Raw genomic sequence first — 22,356 nt, 5'->3', positions numbered from 1 at the left:
TCCCGCCTCCGGTCGAGACTATATGGCAATGAGAGCCGGTGCGGCTCTGGTGCTTCTTGTCGCGAGCCTGTTCGTCAGTCTTCGCTATACGCTGGTGACCTGGGGTGCCGAATCCGACATCGCGACGCCGTACCTGATCTGGAGCGGGCTCCGGCAGTACGGACCGGGCTTCCTGACGTCATTTCGATATACGGCCGATAACTGGCTGCTCTGGCCGTTGCCGCTTTTCTGGATGGTGTTTTCCTCGATCGGTACGGCTCCTATCACGGTAATTCTGATTGGATGGTCGCTCTTCATTCTCTGCGTCCTGATGGCGTATCTGATCGTCAGGAATGTTGCGGGGAACACTCCCGCAAGTGTCGCGGCGACACTCCTGCTGCTGAGCAATCGCAGCGCGATCGGGGCGATGGGGTTTCTCAGTTATCCGGTCACCCATAATGCGACCATGCTTGGTGGCCTCGTTGCACTCTATGCGGCCATCAGATGGAACGTGCATGGCAGGGCATGGTGGCTCGCGCTGCTGACCGTGTCGCTTCTGATGTGCGGATTGTCCGATCCGTGGCTTCGCGTGACCTTCCTGCTGCCGCTCGCTTGCGCAGCCGGTTTCGGCCTTCTCGCGGTCAGCCCTGCATCCTTCGCACGCAGTCTGGCGCTGCTTGTCTGTCTGATCGGTGTCGGCATCCTTTTGCAAACCAAGCTTTTCGGTTTGTTCAACTTCTTACCGAACATCCCGCTCGAGTTGGACTCGGTTCCAAAGCAGCTCAAGTCACTGTCATTGACCGCGACCCTTGCCGTCATGTGGTTCAATGTGCTGCCGCTGGCCGGCACGTCGTATTTGTGGTCCCCGTCAGTGGGCGAGACCGTGCTTGATGCAGCATTGCTTGGGATCACTCTGGCAGGTGTGTCGGCGCTCATGCTGAGGCAGCTGTCGAAAAGCGTCGCAACCGACATGCTGTTCATCGTCGCCGGCGTGTCGGTCATCGGTACGACCGCTGCCTTCGTCGGCCTGCATCTTGATAAGTCGATCCAGACCGGTCGGTATTTCATGGCCAGCTACGTCCTGATCATCATGGTGTCGTGCGCTGCCGCCGGGCGGGCGTGGCCGAGGCTTGCAGCGGGGCCACGCGGGTTGCTCTGGACCATTTGCATTCTTATGGGAACGTCCGGAGTCACCAGCGGTGGGCCGATCTGGTGGACACGGCCGGTTCCGCCGGTTGACCGGACCGTCAGTCGGTTGATCGGCTTTCTCCGGGCGAACAATCTCGATTACGGCTTCTCAAGCTATTTCGGGCAGCAGGCAGGGGCTGTGACCTGGACGACCCGGGGCGGCATCACGATCTGGCCGATCATCTTCGACCAGGCGACAGGGATCGTCAGACCCAGGACAGGCCAGACATCGCCCATTTGGTTTTCGCCGGCGGGGGTGCCGGTCGGACGGCACAGGGCCTTCCTCGTCGTGTCCGACCATGATGACTCCGGATGTCGGAACGTGGCGCTTTGCGTGCACGCGGTGACACGCCAGTTCGGCACCCCTGAGGAGACACTCAGCTTTGGGGATGCGCGCGTCCTGGTGTGGAACTACCCGCTGCTTGCGGCGGCCCCCGGTCTGCAGGCGGCACGGGCCGATCCCTACCCGGTCGGCGCCGAACTCGAGACGACGAGTTCCGGGGGCGAAGGCCGGATCCTGGGTGAAGGATGGTCGGCACCTGAAGCTGCGGGAACATGGAGCGATGGGTCACGGGCCGAGATCCTTCTGCATCTGCCGGCCGGCTGGATCGGCGACGCACATCTGGTCCTGGACGCCACGGCGTTTGTCCCGCCCGGACGATCAGGGCAGACCGTGACCGTATCGGTGGATGGCCATGTCCTGACAGCTCTGAACGTGCTGGGCGGTGCCGATCGTCCTTACGAGATCACCATACCGGCCTCCCTGCTGGCAACCGGGAGCGGGGTGGTCGAATTGTCGCTTCCCAGAGCCGTTTCTCCCAATGAACTCGGCATGGGTCCGGATCTGAGAAGATTGGCGGTCAATCTTCATTCAGTCCGTCTGAGCCGAGACTGACCGTTCGAAAACGCCAACAAGTGGCCTTCCGGACCAGCCAGGAATTTTAGCTGGCGAACGCGTCGATAGGGAAAAGCATGCTGGTTCAGCGCCTGCTTGTTCTAGCCCGCTGAAATCCTTATATTCTTTGGATAAAGCTTGAGTGGCTGCGCTTAAGGCAGCTGCTGGTCCGGCCTGGCACGCCGCTTGCGACACCGACCAGGGACCAAGATGCATCGTCTCGGGAGCAACCTCGTGAATTATCGATCAGGCGCATATTATCGGACCACCGACGAAGTGTTCGGATCCATCCGCGAAGCCGGGCGGGATATCGCGAGCCTCAACTACGTCCTCTACATCCTCGGCTTCTTTACCGGTGTCACTGCGATCGCGGCGGTCGTGCTGGCCTATGTCCGGCGGGGCGCAACGGTCGGGGTCGTCCGGGCGCATCTCGACTGGCAGATCCGGATCTTCTGGCACGGAGTGTTGGCGTTCCTGGCGATCGGGATTCTGCACGCGGTGATCGTCGGGCTGGGTGCCATCACCTTCGGGATCGGCCTGGTGTTCCTGGTCATCCCGTGGACGCTCGGTTTTGCCTGGCTGGTCTGGACCATCTGGGCGATCGTCGCTGGAATGCGCCGCCTCAACCGAGGCCTGCCGATCGGCTGAAGGCCTGCATTCGCCCGCATCCTCGCCATGCCTCTTCGGTCAATTAGCCAAATGGAGCCAATAACGCCATAAGATCTTATTTTGTGGACTAGCTCAGAAGGCAAGACGATGCGTTTGCTAACTGTGGCGGCGGCGAGCTTAACGCTCGTGCTGTCCGATGCCTCCTTCGCGGCGGACCGATACCAGGTCCGTGCACCGAGCTTCGGCTGCGTCGTGACGTGGACGACGTGGGCGGTGAACGACCAGCACAATCCGCGCCGGCATGATTACCGCTGGCTGAGGCATGTCATCGATCGTGGCCAGTGCCGGATGGTCGGTCCGAACCAGCAATGGGAGCAGATCGGCCGAACCAATGGCCTTCTCCTGCTGCGACCGGTGCCGTCGGCGCCCGGCATCACCTCGCTGTTCTTCCGCCCGACCGATCTGCAGCGGGGGCGTATCGCAGTGGATGCGCCGGCCCCGGTTCCGCTCCCGGTTCCAGTTGCTCCAGCGGTATCGTCGCAGGATCTGAGCCCGCCCAATCCCCAGCCGGCTCCTGCCACCGATCCGGTCGCAGCGGCAGCGGCACCGGCACCCGCACTGGTAACGACCGTGCCGCCTGCCCAGGAGGCGATACCACCGGCGCCCGATCCGGTTCCGGACAGCATACCGCCCGTGGCAGCGCCGGACTCGATGTCGAAACCGCCCGCAAACGACCCATCCACCCCGGCATCACCCGGATTGGAGCCGCCGGCGGCCGTGCCGAGTGCAACGCCGGCGCCCACCGGGACGGCACCACCGGATATCCCCGCGATCCAGCCTCCCCCGGTCGCCACGCCCGCCAACCTGGCTTCGACCAGAACCGCCCCGGCCATCGGCCTCGTTGCTGCTTTGGTCGTCTTGGCCGGACTGATCGTCCTGGGGCTTCGCCGGCGGAGCCGTCGCCGGGTCGGCCTTCGTCGGCAGGAGCTGTCGTTGAGCGAGCGGCTCGATAGCCAGGCGCCCGCCGTGCCGGACGGCAGCCCGGACCAGGTTTTGCCGCCGATCGATACGCAGGATTATCGCCAGCGCTGCGTGAAGTCGCTCGGCGAGGCGGGCTGGCAGGCACGGATAAGCTTTCCGGCCGGTGGCCTCACCGCGGATATCATTGCCAAGCGCGACGGGCGCCTACTGACGATCCAATGTCGTCCTTCGACGCAGCCACTCGAATCGGTGGTGGTGCAGGAGGCGTTGATCGTTCGCCGGGCCCAGGACGCCAATCTTGCCGCAGTGGTGTCCAACGCCGGCTACACCAAGGCAGCGAGGAGCTTTGCCGCGGCCAGTGGCGTCCGCCTGCTCCACGAAACGGAGCTGCCCGAGTTCATCGGCTGAGGCTCACGCCGTCACACGTGGGAGATGCGGTCGTGCCATCCGCATATCGATCGTGCGGACGAAATCACCAGAGTGGACCGCGCCTTCCCGCTCCACCAGCGCCAGCAGCCCGCGCCGGCCGGTCGCTGCGCGGGCAAAAGCGGTTGCGAGGCGTGGATTGCCATAGGCCGCCGCGATCCGTGCGCCCGGATGCCGGCAGGGAACGTTCTGCTCGGTAATGAATATCGTGGCGCCGGATGGAAACTGCAGCCTGGTCGCCGGCGGCATCAGGCTCAGCGCTGCGATCCCGGTCAGCACCAGGTTCGGCCCCAGCAGCGCCGGATCGACCGTCTCGACCCCCAGTGCCTCGGCAATGTCCTGGCAGTCCTCGACCGACACCAGCGAAAGCTGACGTGTGTTGGCAATTCGCGTTCCGCGGCTGTGCCAGGGGGTGCGGGCGCAGGACTTCCGGGTCTCGCCTTCGTGCCGGTCGCCCTGCAATCCGCCGAGGGTCAGCATCAGGCTGGCCACACGGCGCCCGACGAAATCGCCGGTATCCGCGATCAGCAGGTCGGCCACCGACGGAGACTGGGGGAGGATGCCGGTCAGGCAATCGGGCAATCGGCACTCCGGGTGCTGGAGGATGGGCAACCGGGATACACCGCCGGCAAGATCCATGGGACGCTGGCCGCACAAGCCCCGGAGATCCCATGCTTCCCGCATACCCAAGCAAGATATGTTCCACGATGGTCGTCTTGCTGCTGTGCGGCTGCGTTGCCCGGCCGCCTGACCCGGCGCATCCCGGGCGTACCGCGAACTGGGTCGATACCAGGCTCTATTTCGGGCTCGGCCCCGCGGACCAGCCGGGGGCCGGCGTCAGCGAGGCGAGCTGGCGCTCGTTCCTCGACCGCGAGGTGACGTCACGGTTTCCGGACGGTCTGAGCGTGCTGGACGTCTATGGCCAGTGGCAGGGTCCGCACGAGGCCGCGCCGGAGCGGCTGCATTCGAAGATGCTGGTCATCGACTATCCGGATACCACGCAGAACCGGGCGAAGATCGAGGCGATCCGAACTGCCTGGAAGCGGCGCACCGGCGACCTCTCGGTGCTTCGTGTCACCGAGCCGGCCGATATCTCGTTCTGAGCGGCCGGTCCGGCAGATCAGTCCAGGACCAGCATTATCCTGTGCCCGTCGGGGTCGATCAGCATCTGTCCCGCGCCACCGGGATCCGACGGGATCAACACGCTACGGGTGCAGGCGATGTCGGCCGGCCCGACCATTCCCGGTCGTATGGCGGGCGTCCGATAGGACAGCAGTTCGATATGCGGGCTGGCCTGCGGCGGTGACAGCCCGGTGACATCGACCCGCACGTCCGGTGCAGCGTCGAGGGCTTCCTGCTCCGGCCCCTGGTTGGCCGATCGGCTGCTGACCTTGAGGCCCAACGCTTCATAAAAGGCGATGGCCTGCTCCGCATGCGCGACGACGATCGCCGAGTGATCGATGCCGGCTTCGGAGGTGCCGGAGCCTGGCGGAAGCTCGAGCAGTTCGAGCGGATGGCCTTCCGGATCCCGGAACTTGAACGCGGTGACGCCGCCCGATGCATGCGGCAACGTCACCGGTCCACCGCCCGTGGTGCCCCCTCGCGTGGTAATCGCCCGCCAGTCGGTATTGGCGGACAGGCGGGCATAGGCGGCCGCCATGTCGGTCGTCACCAGCGCCAGGTGCTGGAACCAGCTATCGTGACTGGTGCTGTCCTCCGGGTAGAACGCGCCGGTCTCGTCAAAGCCGACCAGCTCGATCTCCTGCTGGCCAAGCCGCAAACGCCGGATCGTTGCCTGCCCGTCCACGCCGTATGGGGCTGCGGTCGCCCGCACGGTCTTGCCGGGCATGAAGCCGAGCGCCTCGACATAAAAGCGCGCCATCTGTCCGGTATTGGCAACCGTGAGGCTGAATCGCGCGATGCGATCGACTGTTTTCATGGTCATTGGATGCCTCGCCCAGACGGATCTTCGAATGCCTACGGCGCGCTATAGGCGCCCGCGACCGGCCCATAGGCGGCCGACGAATACGGGTGGGTCGATGAAAGCGGATCATGCAGGAAGCTCGACAGCGTCAGGCTGCCAAGGGTGATCAGCAGGAAACCGCCGGCCAGGGAGAAGTTTTTCAGGAAGTCCCAGAACAGGCCGCGGCCCTTGCTGTCGCTGCCTGCCCAGAAGTCGCCGGTGGCCCAGAACTGCTTGAACAGGATGGCGGTCATCATGCAGTAGCCGGCCATGATGAGGGCGGCGAGGCGGTCGGCATATCCGGTCAGGATGCAGATCGGCATGATGATCTCGACCAGCAGGCCGGTCATCAGCATGAGCGTGGCGGCACTGCGAGCCGGAACGACCTGTTGTGCCTGCGCAACCGCGCCCTTGAAGTTGAAGATCTTGTCGAGTGCGCTGAACGGAAAGAACAGCATCACCAACAGGTAGCGGACGACGAGCACGACGATAAAACTGAGGCCGGTCATGGGCAGGAAGTTCCCCTTCGGTTCAACGGCGCGCGGCGCGGTCGTCCGTCTCAGCGCACCCGACATTGGCAGGTTTCCCGGAACAAGCCGATCGCCTTTGCGTTGGCCGGCCAGCCTGCCGTGAAGCGACCCCGCTCCCGACGGCACGCACTGATCAGGGAGCCGGTGGATGGAGCCGATGAAGCGCATGGAGCCGATGGAGCCAATGAAACCGATGGCTGGGCCGAAGCCCTGGTGGCCGGCCGACCTGGGTGAGCCGTCGTCGAGCGGATCGCAGAACGACCTGCGCTACGCCTTCTTTCCCGGCATACGGCGCCTGCTGATCGAGCTGAACGGGACGCTCGATACCTACGATACCGGGGATCATCGCATCAGCGGCGTGTCGCAGCAGGACAGCCAGGGACAGACACTCGCATTCACCAGCCAGGAGGGCCTGGTCAGGCTGGATGGCCTCAGACAAATCCGTTGACAATCCGTATCGGAGTGCTTGCTATCCGGCGCAGATTAACGTTAAAGTAACGCGATAAAGCTTGGGAGCGTGCAGTTCCATCATGTCGCAGCGCCTTACACTGACAGCAGCACCGGGTGCCGTATTCATGCGGCTGAACATGCCGCTGATCGAGATGACGCCGGGTGAAGCTCTGCGGGTCTGCGAGGAACTCATGTCGTGTGTCGGAACGGCACTTGCCGCCGAAGATGGCAGCGCGCTCCACCGGATGATCAGCAAGCACGTCGTCTGACTGCATCGGCCGCCGCCTGCTGCGTGGGCTTCGGCACTGCTTGACCTCGGATAAGCCGGTCGACAGGGTTCCTGGTCGTTTCAGACCCGGGAGCCATTGCATGCGACTCGTTCGTGCGGTCCAGATCATCACGTTCGGAGCCGCCGCTTCGCTTGTCATCGTGGTCCCGCTCATGGCGGCCGACTACCCGCCGGTGGCGCCGGTAAAGCCTGTGACCGACGATTATTTCGGCACCATGATCACCGATCCCTATCGCTGGATGGAAAGCGAACCGAAGCCGCGCTTCATGGCGTATCTGCACGGACAGGACGATCATGCACGCCGCGTATTGTCCCGCATTCCCGGACGGGATGCGCTGGCCAGGGAGATCGGCGAGGTCAGCGGGCTGGCGGCGCGGGTCCACACGGTCGAGTTGGCCGGTGGCCGGCTCTTCTACCTGAAGCGCGATGCCGGTGCGCAGATCGACCGCCTCTATGTGTCCGACCAGGCGGGGCACGAGACGCTGCTGGTCGACCCGTCGGCGTTGGGGCGCGACGGCAAGCATGCCGAGATCGACCAGTTCCAGCCGTCGCAGGACGGCACCCTGGTTGCATACGGGATCTCGCTCGGCGGCTCCGAGAACAGCACGCTGCACGTGATCGATACAGCCACGAAAACGCTTCGTCCCGACACGATCGACCGCGCACAATTCGCCGGCGTGTCCTGGGCGCCGGACGGCAAGAGCTTCTTCTTTGCGCGGCTGCCGGTCCCGGCGACGGGTGGCAAGGCCGACCAGCAATATGCGCACATGCAGGTCTACCGGCATGTGCTCGGCGACGATCCGGCACAGGATGTCTCGGTGCTGGACTCCGACCGGCTGCCGTTCCCGTTCAAGGCGGCGGCAGTGTTTCCGGCCATCATCGTCATCCCGGGCTCGGGCTATGCGCTGGCCAGCATCTCGGACGGGGTATCGCCGGAGGTGACGCTCTACACCGCGCCGCTGGCCGAACTGCTGGCCGGCCATCCGGGCTGGAAGCAGGTCGCGCTGCAGTCCGATGGGGTGATCGGGATCGCGGTGCGCGGCGACCGGATCGATCTGCTGACGCACAAGGACGCCTCGCGTTTCAAGGTCGTGGAAACCAGTCTCGCCAACCCGAATTTCGCCCGGGCAAAGATCGTTGTGCCCGAGGCGGACGGCGTGCTGACCGGGATTTCCGCGGCCAAGGACGGGCTGTATTTCGCAAGCCGAGACGGCGCCGTGTTTAGCCTGCACCGCCTCGGCGAAGGCGCCAGGCAGCCGCAGACGATCAAGCTGCCGTTCGCCGGCACGATCGCACCGGGCGATGAGGGGGCAGGTGGCCTGGTGACCGACCCCGAGCGTCCCGGCGCGATCGTCAGCCTGGAATCGTGGGTCAGGCCGCATCAGTGGCTGCGCTACGACGCAGCAACCGGGACGGTGTCCGACACGCACATCCTGCCCGGCTTCCCGCGCGACCTGTCCGGCTACGAATCAATCGAGACCAGCGCCACGGCGTCCGACGGCACGAAGATCCCGCTCTCGATCATCACCAGGAAGGGCCTGCCCCACGACGGCAAGCGTCCGACTTACCTGGTCGGTTACGGCTCGTACGGCATCTCCTACGACCCGGCTTTCTCGCCCACCTTCCTGCCCTGGCTCGATCGTGGCGGGGTGTATGCGGTGGCGCACGTGCGCGGCGGCGGCGAGGGTGGGCAGGCCTGGCACGACGCCGGCAAGATCGCCACCAAGCAGAACACGATCCACGACTTCATCGCCGCCGGCGAAGCGCTGATCGCCCAGGGCTACACCGACAAGGGGCATCTCGGCGGCGAGGGCACCAGTGCCGGCGGCATCCTGATCGGCGGCGCCATCACCCAGCGGCCGGACCTGTTCCGCGCGGCGCTGATCCGGGTCGGTGCCACCAACACCCTGCGCGAGCAGTACACCGCCGGTGGCCCGGCCAATATTCCCGAGTTCGGCTCGGCCACGGACCGGGCGCAGTTTCCGTCGATGCTGGCAATGGATGCCTACAACCACGTGACCAAGGGGACGGCCTACCCCGCGGTACTGCTGACCGGCGGTGCCGACGATCCGCGCGTGACGGTGTGGATCCCGGCGAAGATGACCGCGCGGCTGCAGGCGGACACGTCGAGCCGCCGTCCCGTGCTGTTCCGGGTCGAGTTCGATGCCGGGCATGGCATCGGCTCCACCCGCAAGCAGCGCGACGACGAGACCGCCGACGAGTTCGCTTTCCTGCTCTGGCAGTTCGGCGAGGCCGGCTACCAGCCCGCGAAGCGACTTGACGTGAGCCCCGCAAGGGAAGAGTGACAGCCGCATGACCGGGGTGCCCACCAACGTGGGCTGAGATCAAACCCGTCGAACCTGATCTGGGTCATTCCAGCGAAGGGAGGCATGTCGATGCACCACATCCGTACTCGCGTCCTGGCCCTGGGCGGGTCGCTCCTGGCCGGGACCATTGCCGGACCGGCCCGCTCGCAGGAAACCATCACCGTGACCGGGCATGCCGCGGTCGATACGGCGAACGGTCCGGTCGGCGGCCAGCCCGGCGGCGGGCTGATCCGGGCTGAAACAGCGGTGAAATCGACCAGCACCGTATCGTCGGACTTCCTGCGCCGGCAGGCGCCGACCGAGAACGCGTTCCAGCTCGTGTCGCTGCTGCCCGGCGCCAACGTGGCGACGTCCGATCCGCTCGGGCTCTCGGCCGGAAACGATCTGAGCCTGCGCGGTCTCGGCAGCGACGAGATCGGCTACCTGCTCGAAGGCATGCCGCTCAACGACATCGCCTACTACACCGGCTATCCCGGCCAGTTCGCCGATACCGAGAACCTCGACCGGATCAGCCTGTCGCAGGGCACCGGCGACCTCGATACGCCGGTGATCAACGCCGCCGGGGGATTGCTGTCGCTGGCCTTCCGGGACCCGGCGAAACAGGCGGGCGGATTGGTGGAAGGATCGTACGGCTCGTATCACACAAGCAAGGAGTTCGTCCGGATCGACACCGGCGAACTCGGGCACAGTGGGCTGCGCGGCTTCGTCTCGTACTCGCATTCGGCCGCCGACAACTGGCGCGGTTCCGGCCGGGACAAGCGCCAGCATATCGACTTCAAGTTCGTGCGCGACTGGAGCGACGACAGCCGGGTTTCGCTGATCGGCACCTGGAACGATGCGGTGACCAGTGGATACAAGCAGCCGACCCAGGGCGACTGGAAAACCTACGGCCGCTCGGGACCGGATAATTACGACGGCACCTATACGCCGGGCGATACCAACTACTGGCGCCTGTATCAGCAGCCGTACCGGTTGTTCTATATCGCGGCACCGACGCATGTTCGCGTGACCGGATCGCTGAGCTTCGATGTCACGCCCTATGCGCAATACGGCTACGGCAACACGCCAGGCGGCACCACGCTGCCGACGACCGGGCTGTACCAGGGCAACGAAGCCCTGCCGGATACGCTGCCCGCACGTGGTGCCCAGAACGGCCAGGTGACGGTCGTCGGCAACTACCAGCAGGCGAGCGACCGGGCCGGTCTGGTGCCGAAACTGACCTGGGTCTGGGGCAACCACACGATCATGGCCGGCGCCTGGTATGATTATTCCGACGATCGCGAGCCGGCGCCATTCAGCCTGCTCGGCACCGACGGATCGCCGTCGGACATCTGGCTCAATTCGTCGCGCAGCACGATCACCCTGGGCGACGGGCGGCAACTGCTCGCGCAGAACACCCACAGCATCGCGCAGGTGAACGCGCTGTTCATCGGCGATACGATCTCGCTCCTGGATCACCGGCTGTCGATCGAACTTGGTTTCAAGGAGGTGATGGTGGCCCGGCAGGGCTGGAACGCAATCCCTGGGGCCACCTATCGCACCGGTGTGAACAGCGCAGAGCCGCTGCCCCGGGCCGGGATGCGCTTCCAGATCGACCATCGAAACCAGCTGTTCGCCAGCGTGTCGACCAACTTCCGGACACCGTCGGCAACGACGCTGTTCGACAGTTTCGATCCGGGTTCGGGTGCATTGCTGAACCGGGCCGCCACCGGATTGCGCGACGAGTATTCGATCAGCGAGGAGATCGGCTACCGGCGCAGCGGTGACTGGCTGATCGGCAGTATCACCGCGTTCAACTACAACTTCACCAACCGGCAGATCGCCACGGTGATCGACCTGAACGGCGTACTGACCGGATCGAGCATCAATGCCGGTGGCCAGACATCGCGTGGTGTCGATGCCGAACTCGGCCTGCGTCCGTGGCACCATCTCAGCCCATACGTGTCAGGTGAGTATCTGCGCGCGACGATCGACAACGACCTGTCCGTCGATGGCGACCTGTTGCCGACCAGGGGACATGTTGCTGTCCGCAGCCCGGCCTGGCAGGGCGCACTCGGCATCACCTACGACGACGGCATCGTGTTCGGCAGCGCCGCGATGAAATATGTCGGCCCGCAATATGCAAGCTTCATGGACGACGAGAAGATCGCCGACCACACCCAGGGCGATATCACGCTCGGGATCAGGCTGCCGACGCTTGGACCTGCAAAGCATCCGGAGTTCCGGCTCAACCTGATCAACGTCACCGACACCAACGTGCTGTCCGGTATCGCCAGCCCGACCACCAATGCGCGTGACGTCGTCGGACGGTACGGCACCGTCATCGCCGGATCGCCGGCGACCTATTATCTGGGGCCGGGGTTCGCCGCTCTGTTCACCGTCGCATCCGCATTCTGAGAAGAACGATGTTCCACGTGAAACATTCTGTCCTGGCAATGGTTCTGGCGCTGGTCTGGAGCGCACCCGCATGCGCCGCCGACCATTTGAGCATCATCCTAGACTGGTTCGTGAACGCGAACCATGAGGCCCTGTTTGCCGCAAAATACAGTGGTGCGTATGCGCGGCAGAACCTCGACGTGCAGTTCATCGTGCCGACCGATCCGTCCTCGCCGCCGCGCCTGCTGGCGGCGCACCAGGCCGATCTTTGCGTCAGCTACCAGCCGGAGCTGCCTCTGCTCGATGCGGCCGGGCTCAAGCTGGTGCGTGTCGGGACTTTGGAGGACACCCCGCTGAACACGCTGATCGTGCTCGGCGACGGACCGGTCAAAAGCCTCGCCGACCTGAAGGGAAAGCGGATCGGCGCCTCTGTTGGCGCCACCGACGAGACGCTGCTGAAGGCGATGCTGGCGACGGTCGGTCTCAAGCTGACGGATGTCACCGTCACCGAGGTCAATTTCCAGCTCGAGCAGGCGCTGATGTCGCATCGCGTGGACGCCATCATCGGGGGCATGCGCAACTACGAGATGATCGACCTGCGGCAGCGCGGCCTCAAGCCGGTCGGCTTCTTTCCCGAAGAGCACGGCGTGCCGCTGTATGACGAGTTGATCCTGCTGGCGCGCCAGGACGACATGCATGATCCACGGATCAAGCGTTTCCTGGCCGCACTCCAGGAAGGCACCAATACGCTGCTCAACCATCCGGACGAGATGTGGCAGGCCTTCATCAAGGAGCGGCCCGAACTCGACACGACGCTGAACCATGCCGCCTGGTTGGCCGGCCTGCCACGGCTGGCCAAGAACCCTGCGCTGCTCGACCAGTCCCGCTATGCGGCGTTCGAGCAGTTCATGGTGACCCAGGGAAGCCTTGCCCACACGGAACCGGTCGGGAGCTTCGCCATCCAGCCGTGAGGTGCGGTTGGCGTCAGGCCGCGGTCGCCGCCACCGACGCCGTCTCCATGGCGCCCAATGCGGCATGGGCTTCCGCCACGATCCCGAACGACCGCAGCCGTGCAGTGTGGTCGAAGATCTGTCCGGCGATCATCAGCTCGTCGGCGCCGGTCTGCGCGATGAAGGCGGCCAAACGCTGCCTGATCTTCTCCGGTCCACCGACGATCGAGCTCGACAACGCGCGCTGCACCTGGCTCTCGGCCGCGGACCCTTTCGCCTCGACCAGATCGTGGGTCGGCGGCTTCAGCTTGCCCGGCGTTCCTTGCCGCAGTTCCAGCAACTGCTGCTTGGCCGACGTGGAGATCAACGCGGCCTCGTCGTCGGTCTCGGCGGCGAACACGTTCACGCCCAGCATCACGTGCGGCCGCCTGAGTGCTTCGGACGGCTCGAACCGGCTGCGATAGATCTGGATCGCATCCATCATCTGCTCCGGTGCGAAATGCGAGGCGAAGGCGAAGGGCAGCCCGAGCATCGCCGCTAGCTGCGCGCTGAACAGGCTCGATCCCAGCAGCCAGATCGGCACGTCGAGCCCACCGCCCGGCACCGCCTGGATCGCCTGGCCCGGCTGTACCGGCCGGAAATATGATTGCAGCTCGACCACGTCGCGCGGGAAGCTGTCGGCGCTCATCGGATCGCGACGCAGCGCGCGCATGGTGCGCTGGTCGGTCCCGGGAGCACGGCCGAGCCCGAGGTCGATCCGTCCCGGATGCAGGGCGGCCAGCGTGCCGAACTGCTCGGCGATCACCAGCGGCGAATGGTTCGGCAGCATGATCCCGCCGGAGCCGACCCGGATCGTGCGAGTCCCCGCTGCGACATGCCCGATCACCACCGACGTCGCGGCGCTGGCTATGCCCGGCATGTTGTGATGCTCGGCCAGCCAGTATCGCGTGAAGCCGAGACCTTCCGCATGCCGTGCCAGGTCGAGGGTGTTGCGGAACGCGCCGGAGGCGTCGCTCCCCTCGATGATCGGGGACAGGTCGAGGACGGAAAACGGAATCATGCGATAAATCTTCCTTTGCTAGCGGCGCAGGATCATCCGGACAAAACCGGCACAGACCACGACGAACGCTGCCGCCCCGAGCCATTCCGAGGCGCTGGCAAACCCTGGTCCCACCAGGGCCAGCACGTCTTCGCGGCCGGTGCCGCCTATGAGGGCGGCTATCGCCACGCCCATCAGGCTCTCACCGACGATGAAGCCGGATGCCAGCATGACGCCACGCCGCCTCTTCGCATCCAACATGGGATCGGCGTGCGCCGTTGCCAACGGACCCTCGCGCTTCGCCAGCACACGGCCGATTGCCCAGGACAGCAACGCGCCGATCACCAGCGTGACCGACACCGTCGGCGGCAGGTATAGGCCGATGCCGACCGCGAGCACCGGCAAGGCCTGGCCCCGGCGGCGCATGATCGCATCCACGACAACCAGCACCGCACCCAGCGCCACGCCGATCAGGACCATCGTCCAGTCGAGCTGGTGCAGGAAGATGCCGCGCGCCAGCGTCGACAGCAGTAGTGCCTGCGGGGCGGCGAGGGCCCGGGCCGGGTCCATGTCCGGCCGCGGCAGGGCGCCGGTGAAACCGTAGGCGTTGTAGAGCAGGTTCAGCACCGGCGGGATCACCATCGCACCCACCACGCAGCCGACCAGCAAGGCCACCTGCTGCCGCCAGGGGGTGGCGCCGACCAGCTGCCCGGTCTTGAGGTCTTGCAGGTTGTCGTTGGAGATCGTCGCCGCCGCCAGCACCGCGGCGGTCACGAACAGCACGCTGCCGATCGCCAGCATCCGGCCGTTGGCGTCGAATGCCGCCGGCAACAGGCCTGCCATGTCCAGACCGAGCAGCACCAGCGACACCAGCAGCACCGCCACGATCGCGATGCCCGAGATCGGGCTGGAGGATGAGCCGACGATGCCTGCCATGTAGCCGCAGGCCGCCGCCACCAGGAAGCCGAACAGCGTGCAGAACACCACGCAGACGATGGCGATGCCGACGATGCTGCCAGCCGAAGCGCCCAGGCCGGCGGCGCCATGCCACAGGAAGGCGGCAAACGTGGCCAACAGGCACAGCAGCAGCGCCGACCCCAGCAGCATGATCACCCGTGGCGACAGGTCCCGGTCGGTCTGGTCTTCGGTCGCGGCCGTGGCCGGACCGCGTGCGCTGGCCTTGAAGGCTGCCCGAAGCCCGGCGGTGACAGGGCCGACCAGGGTCAGCAGCGTCCACACCGCGGCGATCGCGATCGTGCCGGCGCCGATCAGCCGGACCTTGTGCGACCAGATCCCGGTGGCGAACGCCGCCAGCGATACCCCCGCCGGATGCGGCGTGATCGCGGTCAGCACCGGCACCGCGACCCCCCAGCTCAGCACCGCGCCGAGCAGCATCGCCAGGCCCCCGCCGATGCCGACCAGGTAGCCGGCGCCCACCAGCGCCAGCGAGAAGCCGGTCGAGAGCCGGAAGATCGAGCTGCCCACCGCGAAGGTCACGCTGGCGCTGTCGCCCAGCAGCCTGAAGCCACCGCTCAGCAGGCTGAACCCGGCCGACACCAGGCTTCCGGTCACCAGGGCCTTCAGGCCGCTTTCCCCACCGAGCCCGTCCGCGCCGCCGGACCCGGCACGCAGGACTTCGGCCGCGGCGGTTCCTTCCGGATAGGGGAGGGTGCTGCCGGTGACGAGTGCGCGCCTGAGTGGAATGGTGAACAACACGCCCAGCATGCCGCCGGCACCGCAGATCGCCACCACCGGCCAGAACGGGAAGCCCTGCCAGTAGCCGATCATCAACAGGCCGGGCAGCACGAAGATGATCGAGGACAGCGTGCCCGCGGCGGATGCCTGGGTCTGCACCATGTTGTTCTCGAGAATGCCGCTTCCGCCGGCCCGCTGGCGATCCAGCAACCGCAACACCGCCATCGAGATGACCGCGGCCGGGATCGAGGAGGCGAAGGTCAGCCCGATCTTGAGGCCCAGATAGATGTTCGAGGCGGTAAAGATGACGGTGAGCAGGGCGCCGAGCACAAGCCCGCGTATGGTCAGTTCACGGATCGGCATCTATGGCTCCCGGCATCAGGGCGATCGCCCACCGGGACCGGATTGTTGCAAAAGGGCTGCGGAGGCAAGGGTCGGCTCGGGAGTACGACCATCGTGACAGGGTCCGGGGGGTGGAAACGGCGATCGCGGCTAGCTTCGATTAGGTGCCACGCCCCGGGCAGCCGCTTTACCACCGCCGTGAGGCCAGGATGGCGCCTGCCAGCATCACCGCACTCGTCGCCAGGAATACCGGCCGCATGCCAAGGTGTGCGCCCACGAAGCCTCCGAGCAGCGGACCGGCGACGAACCCGACATATTGGGCGGAGGTGTTCAGGGCCAGGATCTGGCCCGCCACCCGAGCCGGCACCGCATGCCGGATCATGCTGGTGATCGCCGGGATCAGTCCGGCCAGCGCGATCCCCATCAGGAACCGCAAGCCCAGCAACTCCCAGGCGTTGCCGACGGCAGCCTGCGGCAACAGCAGCAGCCCGCTCGCGATCAGGCCGCCGACCACGACTTTCCTCTGCCCGATCCGGTCTGCAAGCCGGCCCATGCGCGGCGCCGCAACGACGCTGCCGAGCGCCCCGGCCGACATGATCGCGCCGGACATCATCGTCACCGCGGCTCCGGACGGCATGAGTTGTGCCACATAGATCGTGACGATCGGCTCGATCGACATGGTGGCGAGCGTGACCAGCGCGCCGGTCAGCAGCATCACCAGCACCGACCGCTGGTTCTCGATCAGTGACCAAGCGCCTTGTGTCCCGGCCATGGTCCGGACCGGCCGGTGGGTTTCGCGCACCATCAGGGCAGTCGCCAGGAACGCGATGAAGATCAGCCCGCCCGCCAGGAAGAAGGTGGCGCGCACGCCGATCAGTGGCGGCAGCGCACCGCCGACCAGCGGACCGACCAGGCTACCCGCCATCACGCCCGACGACAGCAGCCCGAGCGCCCAGGTCGTGCGGGCCTTCGGTGTCTGTGTCGCCACCAGCACCACGGCACCGGACGCATAGCCGCCGAGCAGCCCGGCCAGCAGCCTGAGCGCCACCAGTTGCCAGATCGTCTGCACCGTGCCGAGCAGCGACATGCAGACCGCCATGCCGAGGCTGGCACGGACCAGGATCAGCTTGCGTCCGTAGCGATCGGCGAACCGTCCCCAGACGGGTGCCGCCAGTCCCGCCGCCAGAAACGTCGCGCCGAATGCGATGCCCGACCACTGCACGATCGCCGCATGGCCGTGCACGCCGAGCTGCTCGACATAGAGCGGCAGGAACGGCAGCAGCAGGGTCATCGCCAGCACCGTCGTGAAGGCGCCGAACACGCAGACATACAGGTTGCGTCGCCACTGCGGCTCGTCGCGCGAGGACTGGTCGACCGCCGTCACGAAAGAGATTTCAGTCACATCACGAGACTGCGAGTAGACGTGGCTGCTCGCAAAGATGTTTGTGATTGCAAGCGGGACACAGATCCCGGTGTGACAGGTTCTGGGAACGACAGGAGGACATCATGACGATTGCAGCCATCCTGGCCAAAAAGGGGCGTGCCATCGTGCGCATCGAGCCCATGGCTCACGTGAGCGAGGTCGTCGCATTACTCGGCAGGCACCGGATCGGTGCCGTCCTGGTGGTAGACCCCGCGGCCATTCCCTCCAACACGCAGCTGCAGGACATCCTGGGCATCGTCAGCGAACGGGACGTCATTCGAGCGATGGGGACGAGCAGTTTTGCAGGTGACGTGCTGGACATGAGCGTTTCGCAGATCATGACCGAGGCCCGCTATACGATTGCCGTGTCCGCCTCGCTGGAAGACGCGGCTATCCTCATGACCCAGCGACGCGTGCGCCACCTGCCGGTCACCGAGAACGATACCCTGGTCGGAATGATCAGCCTCGGCGACGTCGTGAAAGCCCGGCTCGAGGAGCAGTCGAGCGAGGCCGACGGCATGATGGCTTATGTTGGGGCGGCCCACTGACGAGAGCCGCAGCTCGTGCGGGCGGTGGCTGTGTTCAAGAAAAAGGCGCCGACGATATAACTCATCGCCGCCTCCTCTCGAACACCGGTCACATCACGAAAGCCCCGGCGCCTCAACGATATCCACGGCCGTCATGCCAGCGATGGTGACGGCGCCATCTCTCATGACGCCAATAGCGATGGCGCGGACCTTCGCGATAGCCGCCGCGGTAATACTGAACGTCGACCAGTGGCGTCGGCGCGACTGCCGCAGCCACCATGGGAACGCTTGCCGCGGATGCCAGGCTGGCGGTGGAAACGGCCAGACCGCCGGCGAGAGCCAGTGCAGTCATCATCTTGCGCATGTGCTGGACCTCCTTGATCCATACATGAGGAGACGATTCAGTCGGGGCAGTTCCCGGGCAATCCTGTGGCGAAACCATGTCCTTCGATCACCTGTCCGTTATTTCATCGGATCAGAGGGTGTCGACGTAGGTCTGGTATGCTTCCTCGTCCATCAGCGCCTGCAGCGCATCCGGGTTGGTGGGGTCCAGACGGAAGAACCAGGCCTCGTCCTCCGGGTCGCGATTGACCAGGGACGGGTCTTCGGTGAGCAGCTCGTTCATGTCGAGCACGGTGCCGGCCATCGGCGCATAGATGTCCGAGGCCGCCTTCACGCTCTCGACCACAGCGCAGCTCTCGCCCTCGGCGAGCACACGCCCGCTCTCGGGCAGCTCGACGAACACGATGTCGCCGAGCGCCTCCTGGGCATGATCGGTGATGCCGACCGTGACGGTTCCATCCTCTTCCAGGCGAACCCACTCATGTTCCTTGGTGTAGCGCATCTCGGCCATCTGCTGGTCTCCTGTCGGATGTGCGGCTGTCTCTGAGCGGGCTTAACGCGGAAGATGGCTGCGGTTGTAGTCGAGTTGCTGTGCTGTGAGCTGGAAACCGACTTCGATCTTGTAGGAGTTGCCCGGCTTGGCGCGCGTGACCGGGAAATTCAGCACCGTCGCGTCGGTCTTGACCAGCACCCTGTCGCCATTGTCCGGGAACTGCGCCAGCGCGCTCAGCTCCTGCTTGCTGATGATCGTACCGGCCTGGGTGACCGCGATGAAGTACGGCACCGGCACCGTGCGGCTGCTGCCGACCGGTCCGCGCGTGATGGCGAGCTGGAGCTGGACCACGGTGTGCAGGGTGGTTCCCTCGTCGGCACTGCTGCAATGGCCGGTGACCGCGGTGACGCTACCCTGGCTGACCAGTCGGCTGAGGTCGGGCGAACCGTCCGAGCCGCCATAGTCGCTATAGTCCGCAGCCGCCGCCAGGATGCCGACCTGGGCACAGGCGGGTGCGAACGTGTTCGGGTCCTGCACGCCGCATCCGACCAGCACCAGCGCCGGTCCGATCGCGACCAGAGGGGCCATGGTGCGGGCCAGGCGGAGGAAAAGAGTCCGGCGGGCGCTGGGCGGCCGGGGCGTCCGTATCTGCAGCAGCACGTTCATTCTCGACTTTCGACCAGCCTCCCCTGTAAGGCAGGGCGGCATTGATGGCGACGCCCCGGACTGGCGTCCGGACGGCTAGCTCGCCATATAGAGTGCGATGCAGGTTTGGGGAACAAGATGCCGGACCAGATGATTGATCAGGTGATCTCGAACCAGAGCGTTGTTCGGGACGTCAATCAGACGAATACACTGCCGCGGCTCAAGGTGCTGCTGGCCGGGCCACGCGGCTTCTGCGCCGGTGTCGACCGCGCGATCCGCGTCGTCGAGGAGGCGCTGCGCCGCTATGGCGCACCGGTCTATGTGCGCCACGAGATCGTCCATAACCGGACCGTCGTCGAGGAGCTCGAGGCCAAGGGCGCCATTTTCGTCGAGGAACTGGACGAGGTTCCGGCGGACGGCCAGGTGGTGTTCTCCGCGCATGGCGTGCCGAAGACGGTCCCGGCCGAGGCCGAGCGCCGCAACCTGCTCTATCTCGATGCGACCTGCCCGCTGGTCAGCAAGGTCCATCGCGAGGCCGAGCGCCATTATGCCGAGGGTGGGCCCGAGAGCCGCCATATCCTGATGATCGGCCATGCCGGGCATCCCGAAGTGGTCGGAACGATGGGCCAGCTGCCGATCGGTGCCGTAACACTGGTCAACGATGCCGGCGAGGCGCGTCGCGTACTGCCGGCTGACCCGAACCGGCTCGCCTTCATCACCCAGACTACCCTGTCGGTCGACGATACCGCCGAGATCGTGGCGATCCTGCGCGAGCGGTTCCCGCTGATCGAGGGACCGAAGCGCGAGGACATCTGCTACGCGACGACGAACCGGCAGGAAGCAGTCAAGGCGATCGCACCCGGCTGCGATCTGGTGATCGTGATCGGCAGCCCGAACTCGTCGAACTCGCAGCGGCTGCGCGAAGTCGCCGAACGGTCCGGCGCCCCGCGCGCACTGCTGGTGCCGCGTCTGCGCGACCTGGACTGGTCGGTGCTGGACGGCGTCAACACGCTGGGCATCACCGCCGGTGCATCGGCCCCCGAAGCGCTCGTGCAGGAAATGGTCACCGCACTCGGCCGCCGCTACCAGCTCGAGATCGAGGAGCGGACGGTGAAGCTGGAGGACGTGATCTTCAAGCTGCCGGCGCCGCTCGGCTGACTCCAGCGGGTTCATCGGCAGGCTGATGGCGGTCTATACGGACGTGTCGGACGAGGCGCTCGCCTCGTTCCTGACCGATTACGCGCTTGGTGAACTGGTGGCGTTCCGGGGCATCGCGGAAGGCGTCGAGAACAGCAATTTCTCGCTGCGGACCGGCACCGGCGACTACATCCTGACCCTCTACGAAAAGCGCGTTGATCCGCGTGAGCTGCCCTGGTTCCTGGGGCTGATGCGTCATCTCGCCCAGCGCGGGGTGACGTGTCCGCAGCCGGTCGCCGGCCATGACGGCGAAGCTTTGCGCATGTTGGCCGGACGGCCGGCGGCGATTACGTCCTTCCTGTCCGGGGTCTGGCCGAGACGGGTGCGGCCCGAGCATTGCCGGCTGCTCGGCGTGGCACTGGCAACGCTGCATCTCGCCGGCGCCGACTACGGGCACGAGCGCCCGAACGCTCTCGGTCCCGCTGCCTGGCGGCCATTGCTGGAGAGCTGTCGCAGCACGGGCGACGTGGTTCAGCCGGGCTTGGTCGCGGAGCTGGACCGGGCGCTCGACAGCATCCTGCCGGCCTGGCCATCGGATCTGCCGCGCGGGCAGATCCATGCCGACCTTTTCCCGGACAACGTCTTCTTCCTTGAGACCGGCGGGAGCCGCACATTGTCCGGCCTGATCGACTTCTATTTCGCCTGCACCGATCTGCTCGCCTACGATCTCGGCGTCTGCCTGAACGCCTGGTGCTTCGAGCCCGGCATGGAGTTCAACGTGACCAAGGCCAAGCTGCTCTTGGCCGGGTATGCAAGCATTCGTCCACTCGACGCGGCCGAACGCGCGGCCTTGCCGGTGCTGGCGCAGGGGGCTGCGATCCGCTTCCTGCTGACCCGCCTGTACGACTGGGTAAACACCCCGCCCGGTGCCATGGTGACCCGCAAGGATCCGCTGGAATACCTGCGCCGGCTGCGCTTTCATCTCGCCGCCGCCACCCCCGAGGCACTTGGTCTATGACGTCATCCGCCCTCGAGACCGAATTGGAGACGGTGAATGCCGACTCCGCAAAGCCGGACGTCACCGTCTGGACCGATGGCGGCTGCCGGCCCAACCCGGGTCCGGGCGGCTGGGCGGTGTTGCTGTGCTTTCGCGGTCATGAGCGCGAATTGTCCGGTGGGGAAAAGGTGACCACCAACAACCGCATGGAGCTTACCGCTGCCGCCGAAGCGCTCGAGGCGCTGACCAGGCCGTGCCGGATCGCCGTGCACACCGACAGCGAATACGTGCGCAACGGCGTCACCCGCTGGAGTACCGGCTGGGTACGGCGCAACTGGCGCAACGCTTCCGGCGACCCGGTCAAGAACATGGATCTGTGGCGACGCGTGCTGGACGCGGCCAAGCGTCACGAGGTGAGCTGGCACTGGGTGCGTGGCCATGCCGGTGACATCAATAACGAACGCGTCGACAAGATCGCGACCGCCGCCAGGATCGCAGTCGAAACCGACTGACGACGGCTGCATTCCCCATCGACGGTCAGCGCCGATTACGTTCCGAAACCATATCGGGCTTCGGCGACAGCTCGATACGTTCGCGAAATCTACGAATCTGTGCGAAGTAGTCCCCGCGTTATGAATCGTGCCGGGCACCTGCCCGACATCGATTCGCGCAGGCCCAGAATTCGGAACGGTTATTAAACGACCGCACCGAATGACAATCGCATGAAATTCTCGACTACCGCCTACAGCGATC

22 protein-coding genes and 1 riboswitch are annotated in these 22,356 nt (G+C 65.7%); of the genes, 13 read left to right on the top strand and 9 right to left on the bottom strand.

The window, feature by feature from the left end; genetic code table 11:
- Positions 1–22: 22 nt before the first annotated feature.
- From HN018_RS20125 to HN018_RS20115, 3 genes are all read left to right on the top strand, one after another.
- A complete protein-coding gene (locus HN018_RS20125; RefSeq protein WP_171833716.1) occupies positions 23–2,062 on the top strand; it encodes a hypothetical protein in 2,040 nt (679 codons plus the stop codon).
- Positions 2,063–2,296: 234 nt separating this feature from the next.
- Positions 2,297–2,710, top strand: a complete 414-nt coding sequence (locus tag HN018_RS20120; protein WP_239478858.1) for a DUF4870 family protein — start codon at positions 2,297–2,299, stop codon at positions 2,708–2,710.
- A 108-nt stretch (positions 2,711–2,818) separates the two neighbouring features.
- On the top strand, positions 2,819–4,060 hold the full coding sequence (locus tag HN018_RS20115; RefSeq protein WP_171833715.1) for a restriction endonuclease: 1,242 nt from the start codon (positions 2,819–2,821) through the stop codon (positions 4,058–4,060).
- 3 nt (positions 4,061–4,063) lie between these two features.
- Here the strand turns inward: HN018_RS20115 and HN018_RS20110 are convergent, their stop codons facing one another.
- Entirely contained in the window at positions 4,064–4,660 is a 597-nt protein-coding gene (locus HN018_RS20110) for an MOSC domain-containing protein (protein ID WP_204259588.1), read from the bottom strand.
- A gap of 125 nt (positions 4,661–4,785) precedes the next feature.
- On the opposite strand from HN018_RS20110, the gene HN018_RS20105 reads away from it, so the two are divergent.
- Complete coding sequence (locus HN018_RS20105) at positions 4,786–5,181, top strand: DUF3574 domain-containing protein (protein WP_204259587.1); 396 nt, start codon at positions 4,786–4,788, stop codon at positions 5,179–5,181.
- A gap of 17 nt (positions 5,182–5,198) precedes the next feature.
- On the opposite strand, the gene HN018_RS20100 is transcribed toward HN018_RS20105, so the two are convergent.
- On the bottom strand, positions 5,199–6,023 hold the full coding sequence (locus tag HN018_RS20100) for a VOC family protein (protein WP_171833713.1): 825 nt from the start codon (positions 6,021–6,023) through the stop codon (positions 5,199–5,201).
- 32 nt (positions 6,024–6,055) lie between these two features.
- The gene (locus HN018_RS20095) at positions 6,056–6,550 is read right to left on the bottom strand and encodes a DoxX family protein (RefSeq protein WP_171833712.1); all 495 of its coding nucleotides are present in this window, start codon (positions 6,548–6,550) and stop codon (positions 6,056–6,058) included.
- Positions 6,551–6,728: 178 nt separating this feature from the next.
- On the opposite strand from HN018_RS20095, the gene HN018_RS20090 reads away from it, so the two are divergent.
- The 5 genes from HN018_RS20090 to HN018_RS20070 all read left to right on the top strand — a co-directional run bounded on the left by HN018_RS20090 (position 6,729) and on the right by HN018_RS20070 (position 12,984).
- On the top strand, positions 6,729–7,019 hold the full coding sequence (locus HN018_RS20090) for a hypothetical protein (RefSeq protein ID WP_239478855.1): 291 nt from the start codon (positions 6,729–6,731) through the stop codon (positions 7,017–7,019).
- 82 nt (positions 7,020–7,101) lie between these two features.
- A complete protein-coding gene (locus HN018_RS20085) occupies positions 7,102–7,290 on the top strand; it encodes a hypothetical protein (RefSeq protein WP_171833710.1) in 189 nt (62 codons plus the stop codon).
- Between the two features lie 100 nt (positions 7,291–7,390).
- Entirely contained in the window at positions 7,391–9,616 is a 2,226-nt protein-coding gene (locus tag HN018_RS20080) for a prolyl oligopeptidase family serine peptidase (RefSeq protein ID WP_171833709.1), read from the top strand.
- Positions 9,617–9,618: 2 nt separating this feature from the next.
- A riboswitch (TPP riboswitch) is annotated at positions 9,619–9,714 on the top strand.
- Positions 9,701–12,034 carry a TonB-dependent receptor gene (locus tag HN018_RS20075; protein WP_239478854.1) on the top strand — a complete coding sequence of 778 codons (2,334 nt, stop codon included), beginning with the start codon at positions 9,701–9,703 and terminating at the stop codon, positions 12,032–12,034. (Overlaps the previous riboswitch by 14 nt.)
- An 8-nt stretch (positions 12,035–12,042) precedes the next feature.
- Positions 12,043–12,984 (top strand): ABC transporter substrate-binding protein, encoded by a 942-nt coding sequence (locus HN018_RS20070; protein WP_171833708.1) that lies wholly within the window; start codon positions 12,043–12,045, stop codon positions 12,982–12,984.
- A gap of 13 nt (positions 12,985–12,997) precedes the next feature.
- Here HN018_RS20070 and HN018_RS20065 read toward each other — a convergent pair whose 3' ends face one another.
- The 3 genes from HN018_RS20065 to HN018_RS20055 all read right to left on the bottom strand — a co-directional run bounded on the left by HN018_RS20065 (position 12,998) and on the right by HN018_RS20055 (position 17,441).
- Positions 12,998–14,023, bottom strand: a complete 1,026-nt coding sequence (locus HN018_RS20065; RefSeq protein ID WP_171833707.1) for an LLM class flavin-dependent oxidoreductase — start codon at positions 14,021–14,023, stop codon at positions 12,998–13,000.
- A gap of 18 nt (positions 14,024–14,041) precedes the next feature.
- On the bottom strand, positions 14,042–16,060 hold the full coding sequence (locus HN018_RS20060) for an OPT family oligopeptide transporter (protein ID WP_171833706.1): 2,019 nt from the start codon (positions 16,058–16,060) through the stop codon (positions 14,042–14,044).
- 166 nt (positions 16,061–16,226) lie between these two features.
- Positions 16,227–17,441 (bottom strand): MFS transporter, encoded by a 1,215-nt coding sequence (locus tag HN018_RS20055; RefSeq protein ID WP_171833705.1) that lies wholly within the window; start codon positions 17,439–17,441, stop codon positions 16,227–16,229.
- A gap of 104 nt (positions 17,442–17,545) precedes the next feature.
- Here HN018_RS20055 and HN018_RS20050 point away from each other — a divergent pair, with 104 nt between their 5' ends.
- Positions 17,546–18,010, top strand: a complete 465-nt coding sequence (locus HN018_RS20050) for a CBS domain-containing protein (RefSeq protein ID WP_171833704.1) — start codon at positions 17,546–17,548, stop codon at positions 18,008–18,010.
- Positions 18,011–18,122: 112 nt separating this feature from the next.
- Here the strand turns inward: HN018_RS20050 and HN018_RS20045 are convergent, their stop codons facing one another.
- The 3 genes from HN018_RS20045 to HN018_RS20035 all read right to left on the bottom strand — a co-directional run bounded on the left by HN018_RS20045 (position 18,123) and on the right by HN018_RS20035 (position 19,490).
- On the bottom strand, positions 18,123–18,353 hold the full coding sequence (locus HN018_RS20045) for a hypothetical protein (protein WP_171833703.1): 231 nt from the start codon (positions 18,351–18,353) through the stop codon (positions 18,123–18,125).
- 111 nt (positions 18,354–18,464) lie between these two features.
- Complete coding sequence (gcvH, locus tag HN018_RS20040) at positions 18,465–18,842, bottom strand: glycine cleavage system protein GcvH (protein WP_171833702.1); 378 nt, start codon at positions 18,840–18,842, stop codon at positions 18,465–18,467.
- Positions 18,843–18,884: 42 nt separating this feature from the next.
- Positions 18,885–19,490 carry a hypothetical protein gene (locus tag HN018_RS20035; RefSeq protein WP_171833701.1) on the bottom strand — a complete coding sequence of 202 codons (606 nt, stop codon included), beginning with the start codon at positions 19,488–19,490 and terminating at the stop codon, positions 18,885–18,887.
- A gap of 117 nt (positions 19,491–19,607) precedes the next feature.
- Here HN018_RS20035 and ispH point away from each other — a divergent pair, with 117 nt between their 5' ends.
- From ispH to rnhA, 3 genes are read left to right on the top strand one after another with little or no spacing between them, the layout of a single operon-like run.
- Positions 19,608–20,627: a 4-hydroxy-3-methylbut-2-enyl diphosphate reductase gene (gene ispH, locus HN018_RS20030; protein ID WP_408886731.1), complete on the top strand. Its 1,020-nt coding sequence runs from the start codon at positions 19,608–19,610 to the stop codon at positions 20,625–20,627.
- A 25-nt stretch (positions 20,628–20,652) separates the two neighbouring features.
- Positions 20,653–21,624 (top strand): homoserine kinase, encoded by a 972-nt coding sequence (locus HN018_RS20025; protein ID WP_171833700.1) that lies wholly within the window; start codon positions 20,653–20,655, stop codon positions 21,622–21,624.
- Complete coding sequence (rnhA, locus tag HN018_RS20020) at positions 21,621–22,115, top strand: ribonuclease HI (RefSeq protein WP_171833699.1); 495 nt, start codon at positions 21,621–21,623, stop codon at positions 22,113–22,115. Before HN018_RS20025 ends, rnhA begins: the two co-directional genes overlap by 4 nt.
- Positions 22,116–22,356 lie beyond the last annotated feature (241 nt).

Source organism: Lichenicola cladoniae, from assembly GCF_013201075.1.
Taxonomy (GTDB): Bacteria; Pseudomonadota; Alphaproteobacteria; order Acetobacterales; family Acetobacteraceae; genus Lichenicola; species Lichenicola cladoniae.
This window is presented reverse-complemented; position numbering and strand designations above follow the sequence as displayed.

Coding starts and splice junctions, on each gene's coding strand:
- HN018_RS20060 (WP_171833706.1), bottom strand. CDS start 16,060: ATGCCGATCCGTGAACTGACCATACGCGGGCTTGTGCTCGGCGCCCTG.
- HN018_RS20045 (WP_171833703.1), bottom strand. CDS start 18,353: ATGCGCAAGATGATGACTGCACTGGCTCTCGCCGGCGGTCTGGCCGTT.
- HN018_RS20085 (WP_171833710.1), top strand. CDS start 7,102: ATGTCGCAGCGCCTTACACTGACAGCAGCACCGGGTGCCGTATTCATG.
- HN018_RS20050 (WP_171833704.1), top strand. CDS start 17,546: ATGACGATTGCAGCCATCCTGGCCAAAAAGGGGCGTGCCATCGTGCGC.
- HN018_RS20075 (WP_239478854.1), top strand. CDS start 9,701: ATGTCGATGCACCACATCCGTACTCGCGTCCTGGCCCTGGGCGGGTCG.
- HN018_RS20115 (WP_171833715.1), top strand. CDS start 2,819: ATGCGTTTGCTAACTGTGGCGGCGGCGAGCTTAACGCTCGTGCTGTCC.
- HN018_RS20125 (WP_171833716.1), top strand. CDS start 23: ATGGCAATGAGAGCCGGTGCGGCTCTGGTGCTTCTTGTCGCGAGCCTG.
- HN018_RS20035 (WP_171833701.1), bottom strand. CDS start 19,490: ATGAACGTGCTGCTGCAGATACGGACGCCCCGGCCGCCCAGCGCCCGC.
- rnhA (WP_171833699.1), top strand. CDS start 21,621: ATGACGTCATCCGCCCTCGAGACCGAATTGGAGACGGTGAATGCCGAC.
- HN018_RS20095 (WP_171833712.1), bottom strand. CDS start 6,550: ATGACCGGCCTCAGTTTTATCGTCGTGCTCGTCGTCCGCTACCTGTTG.
- HN018_RS20065 (WP_171833707.1), bottom strand. CDS start 14,023: ATGATTCCGTTTTCCGTCCTCGACCTGTCCCCGATCATCGAGGGGAGC.
- HN018_RS20080 (WP_171833709.1), top strand. CDS start 7,391: ATGCGACTCGTTCGTGCGGTCCAGATCATCACGTTCGGAGCCGCCGCT.
- HN018_RS20100 (WP_171833713.1), bottom strand. CDS start 6,023: ATGACCATGAAAACAGTCGATCGCATCGCGCGATTCAGCCTCACGGTT.
- gcvH (WP_171833702.1), bottom strand. CDS start 18,842: ATGGCCGAGATGCGCTACACCAAGGAACATGAGTGGGTTCGCCTGGAA.
- HN018_RS20105 (WP_204259587.1), top strand. CDS start 4,786: ATGGTCGTCTTGCTGCTGTGCGGCTGCGTTGCCCGGCCGCCTGACCCG.
- HN018_RS20090 (WP_239478855.1), top strand. CDS start 6,729: ATGAAGCGCATGGAGCCGATGGAGCCAATGAAACCGATGGCTGGGCCG.
- ispH (WP_408886731.1), top strand. CDS start 19,608: ATGCCGGACCAGATGATTGATCAGGTGATCTCGAACCAGAGCGTTGTT.
- HN018_RS20070 (WP_171833708.1), top strand. CDS start 12,043: ATGTTCCACGTGAAACATTCTGTCCTGGCAATGGTTCTGGCGCTGGTC.
- HN018_RS20025 (WP_171833700.1), top strand. CDS start 20,653: ATGGCGGTCTATACGGACGTGTCGGACGAGGCGCTCGCCTCGTTCCTG.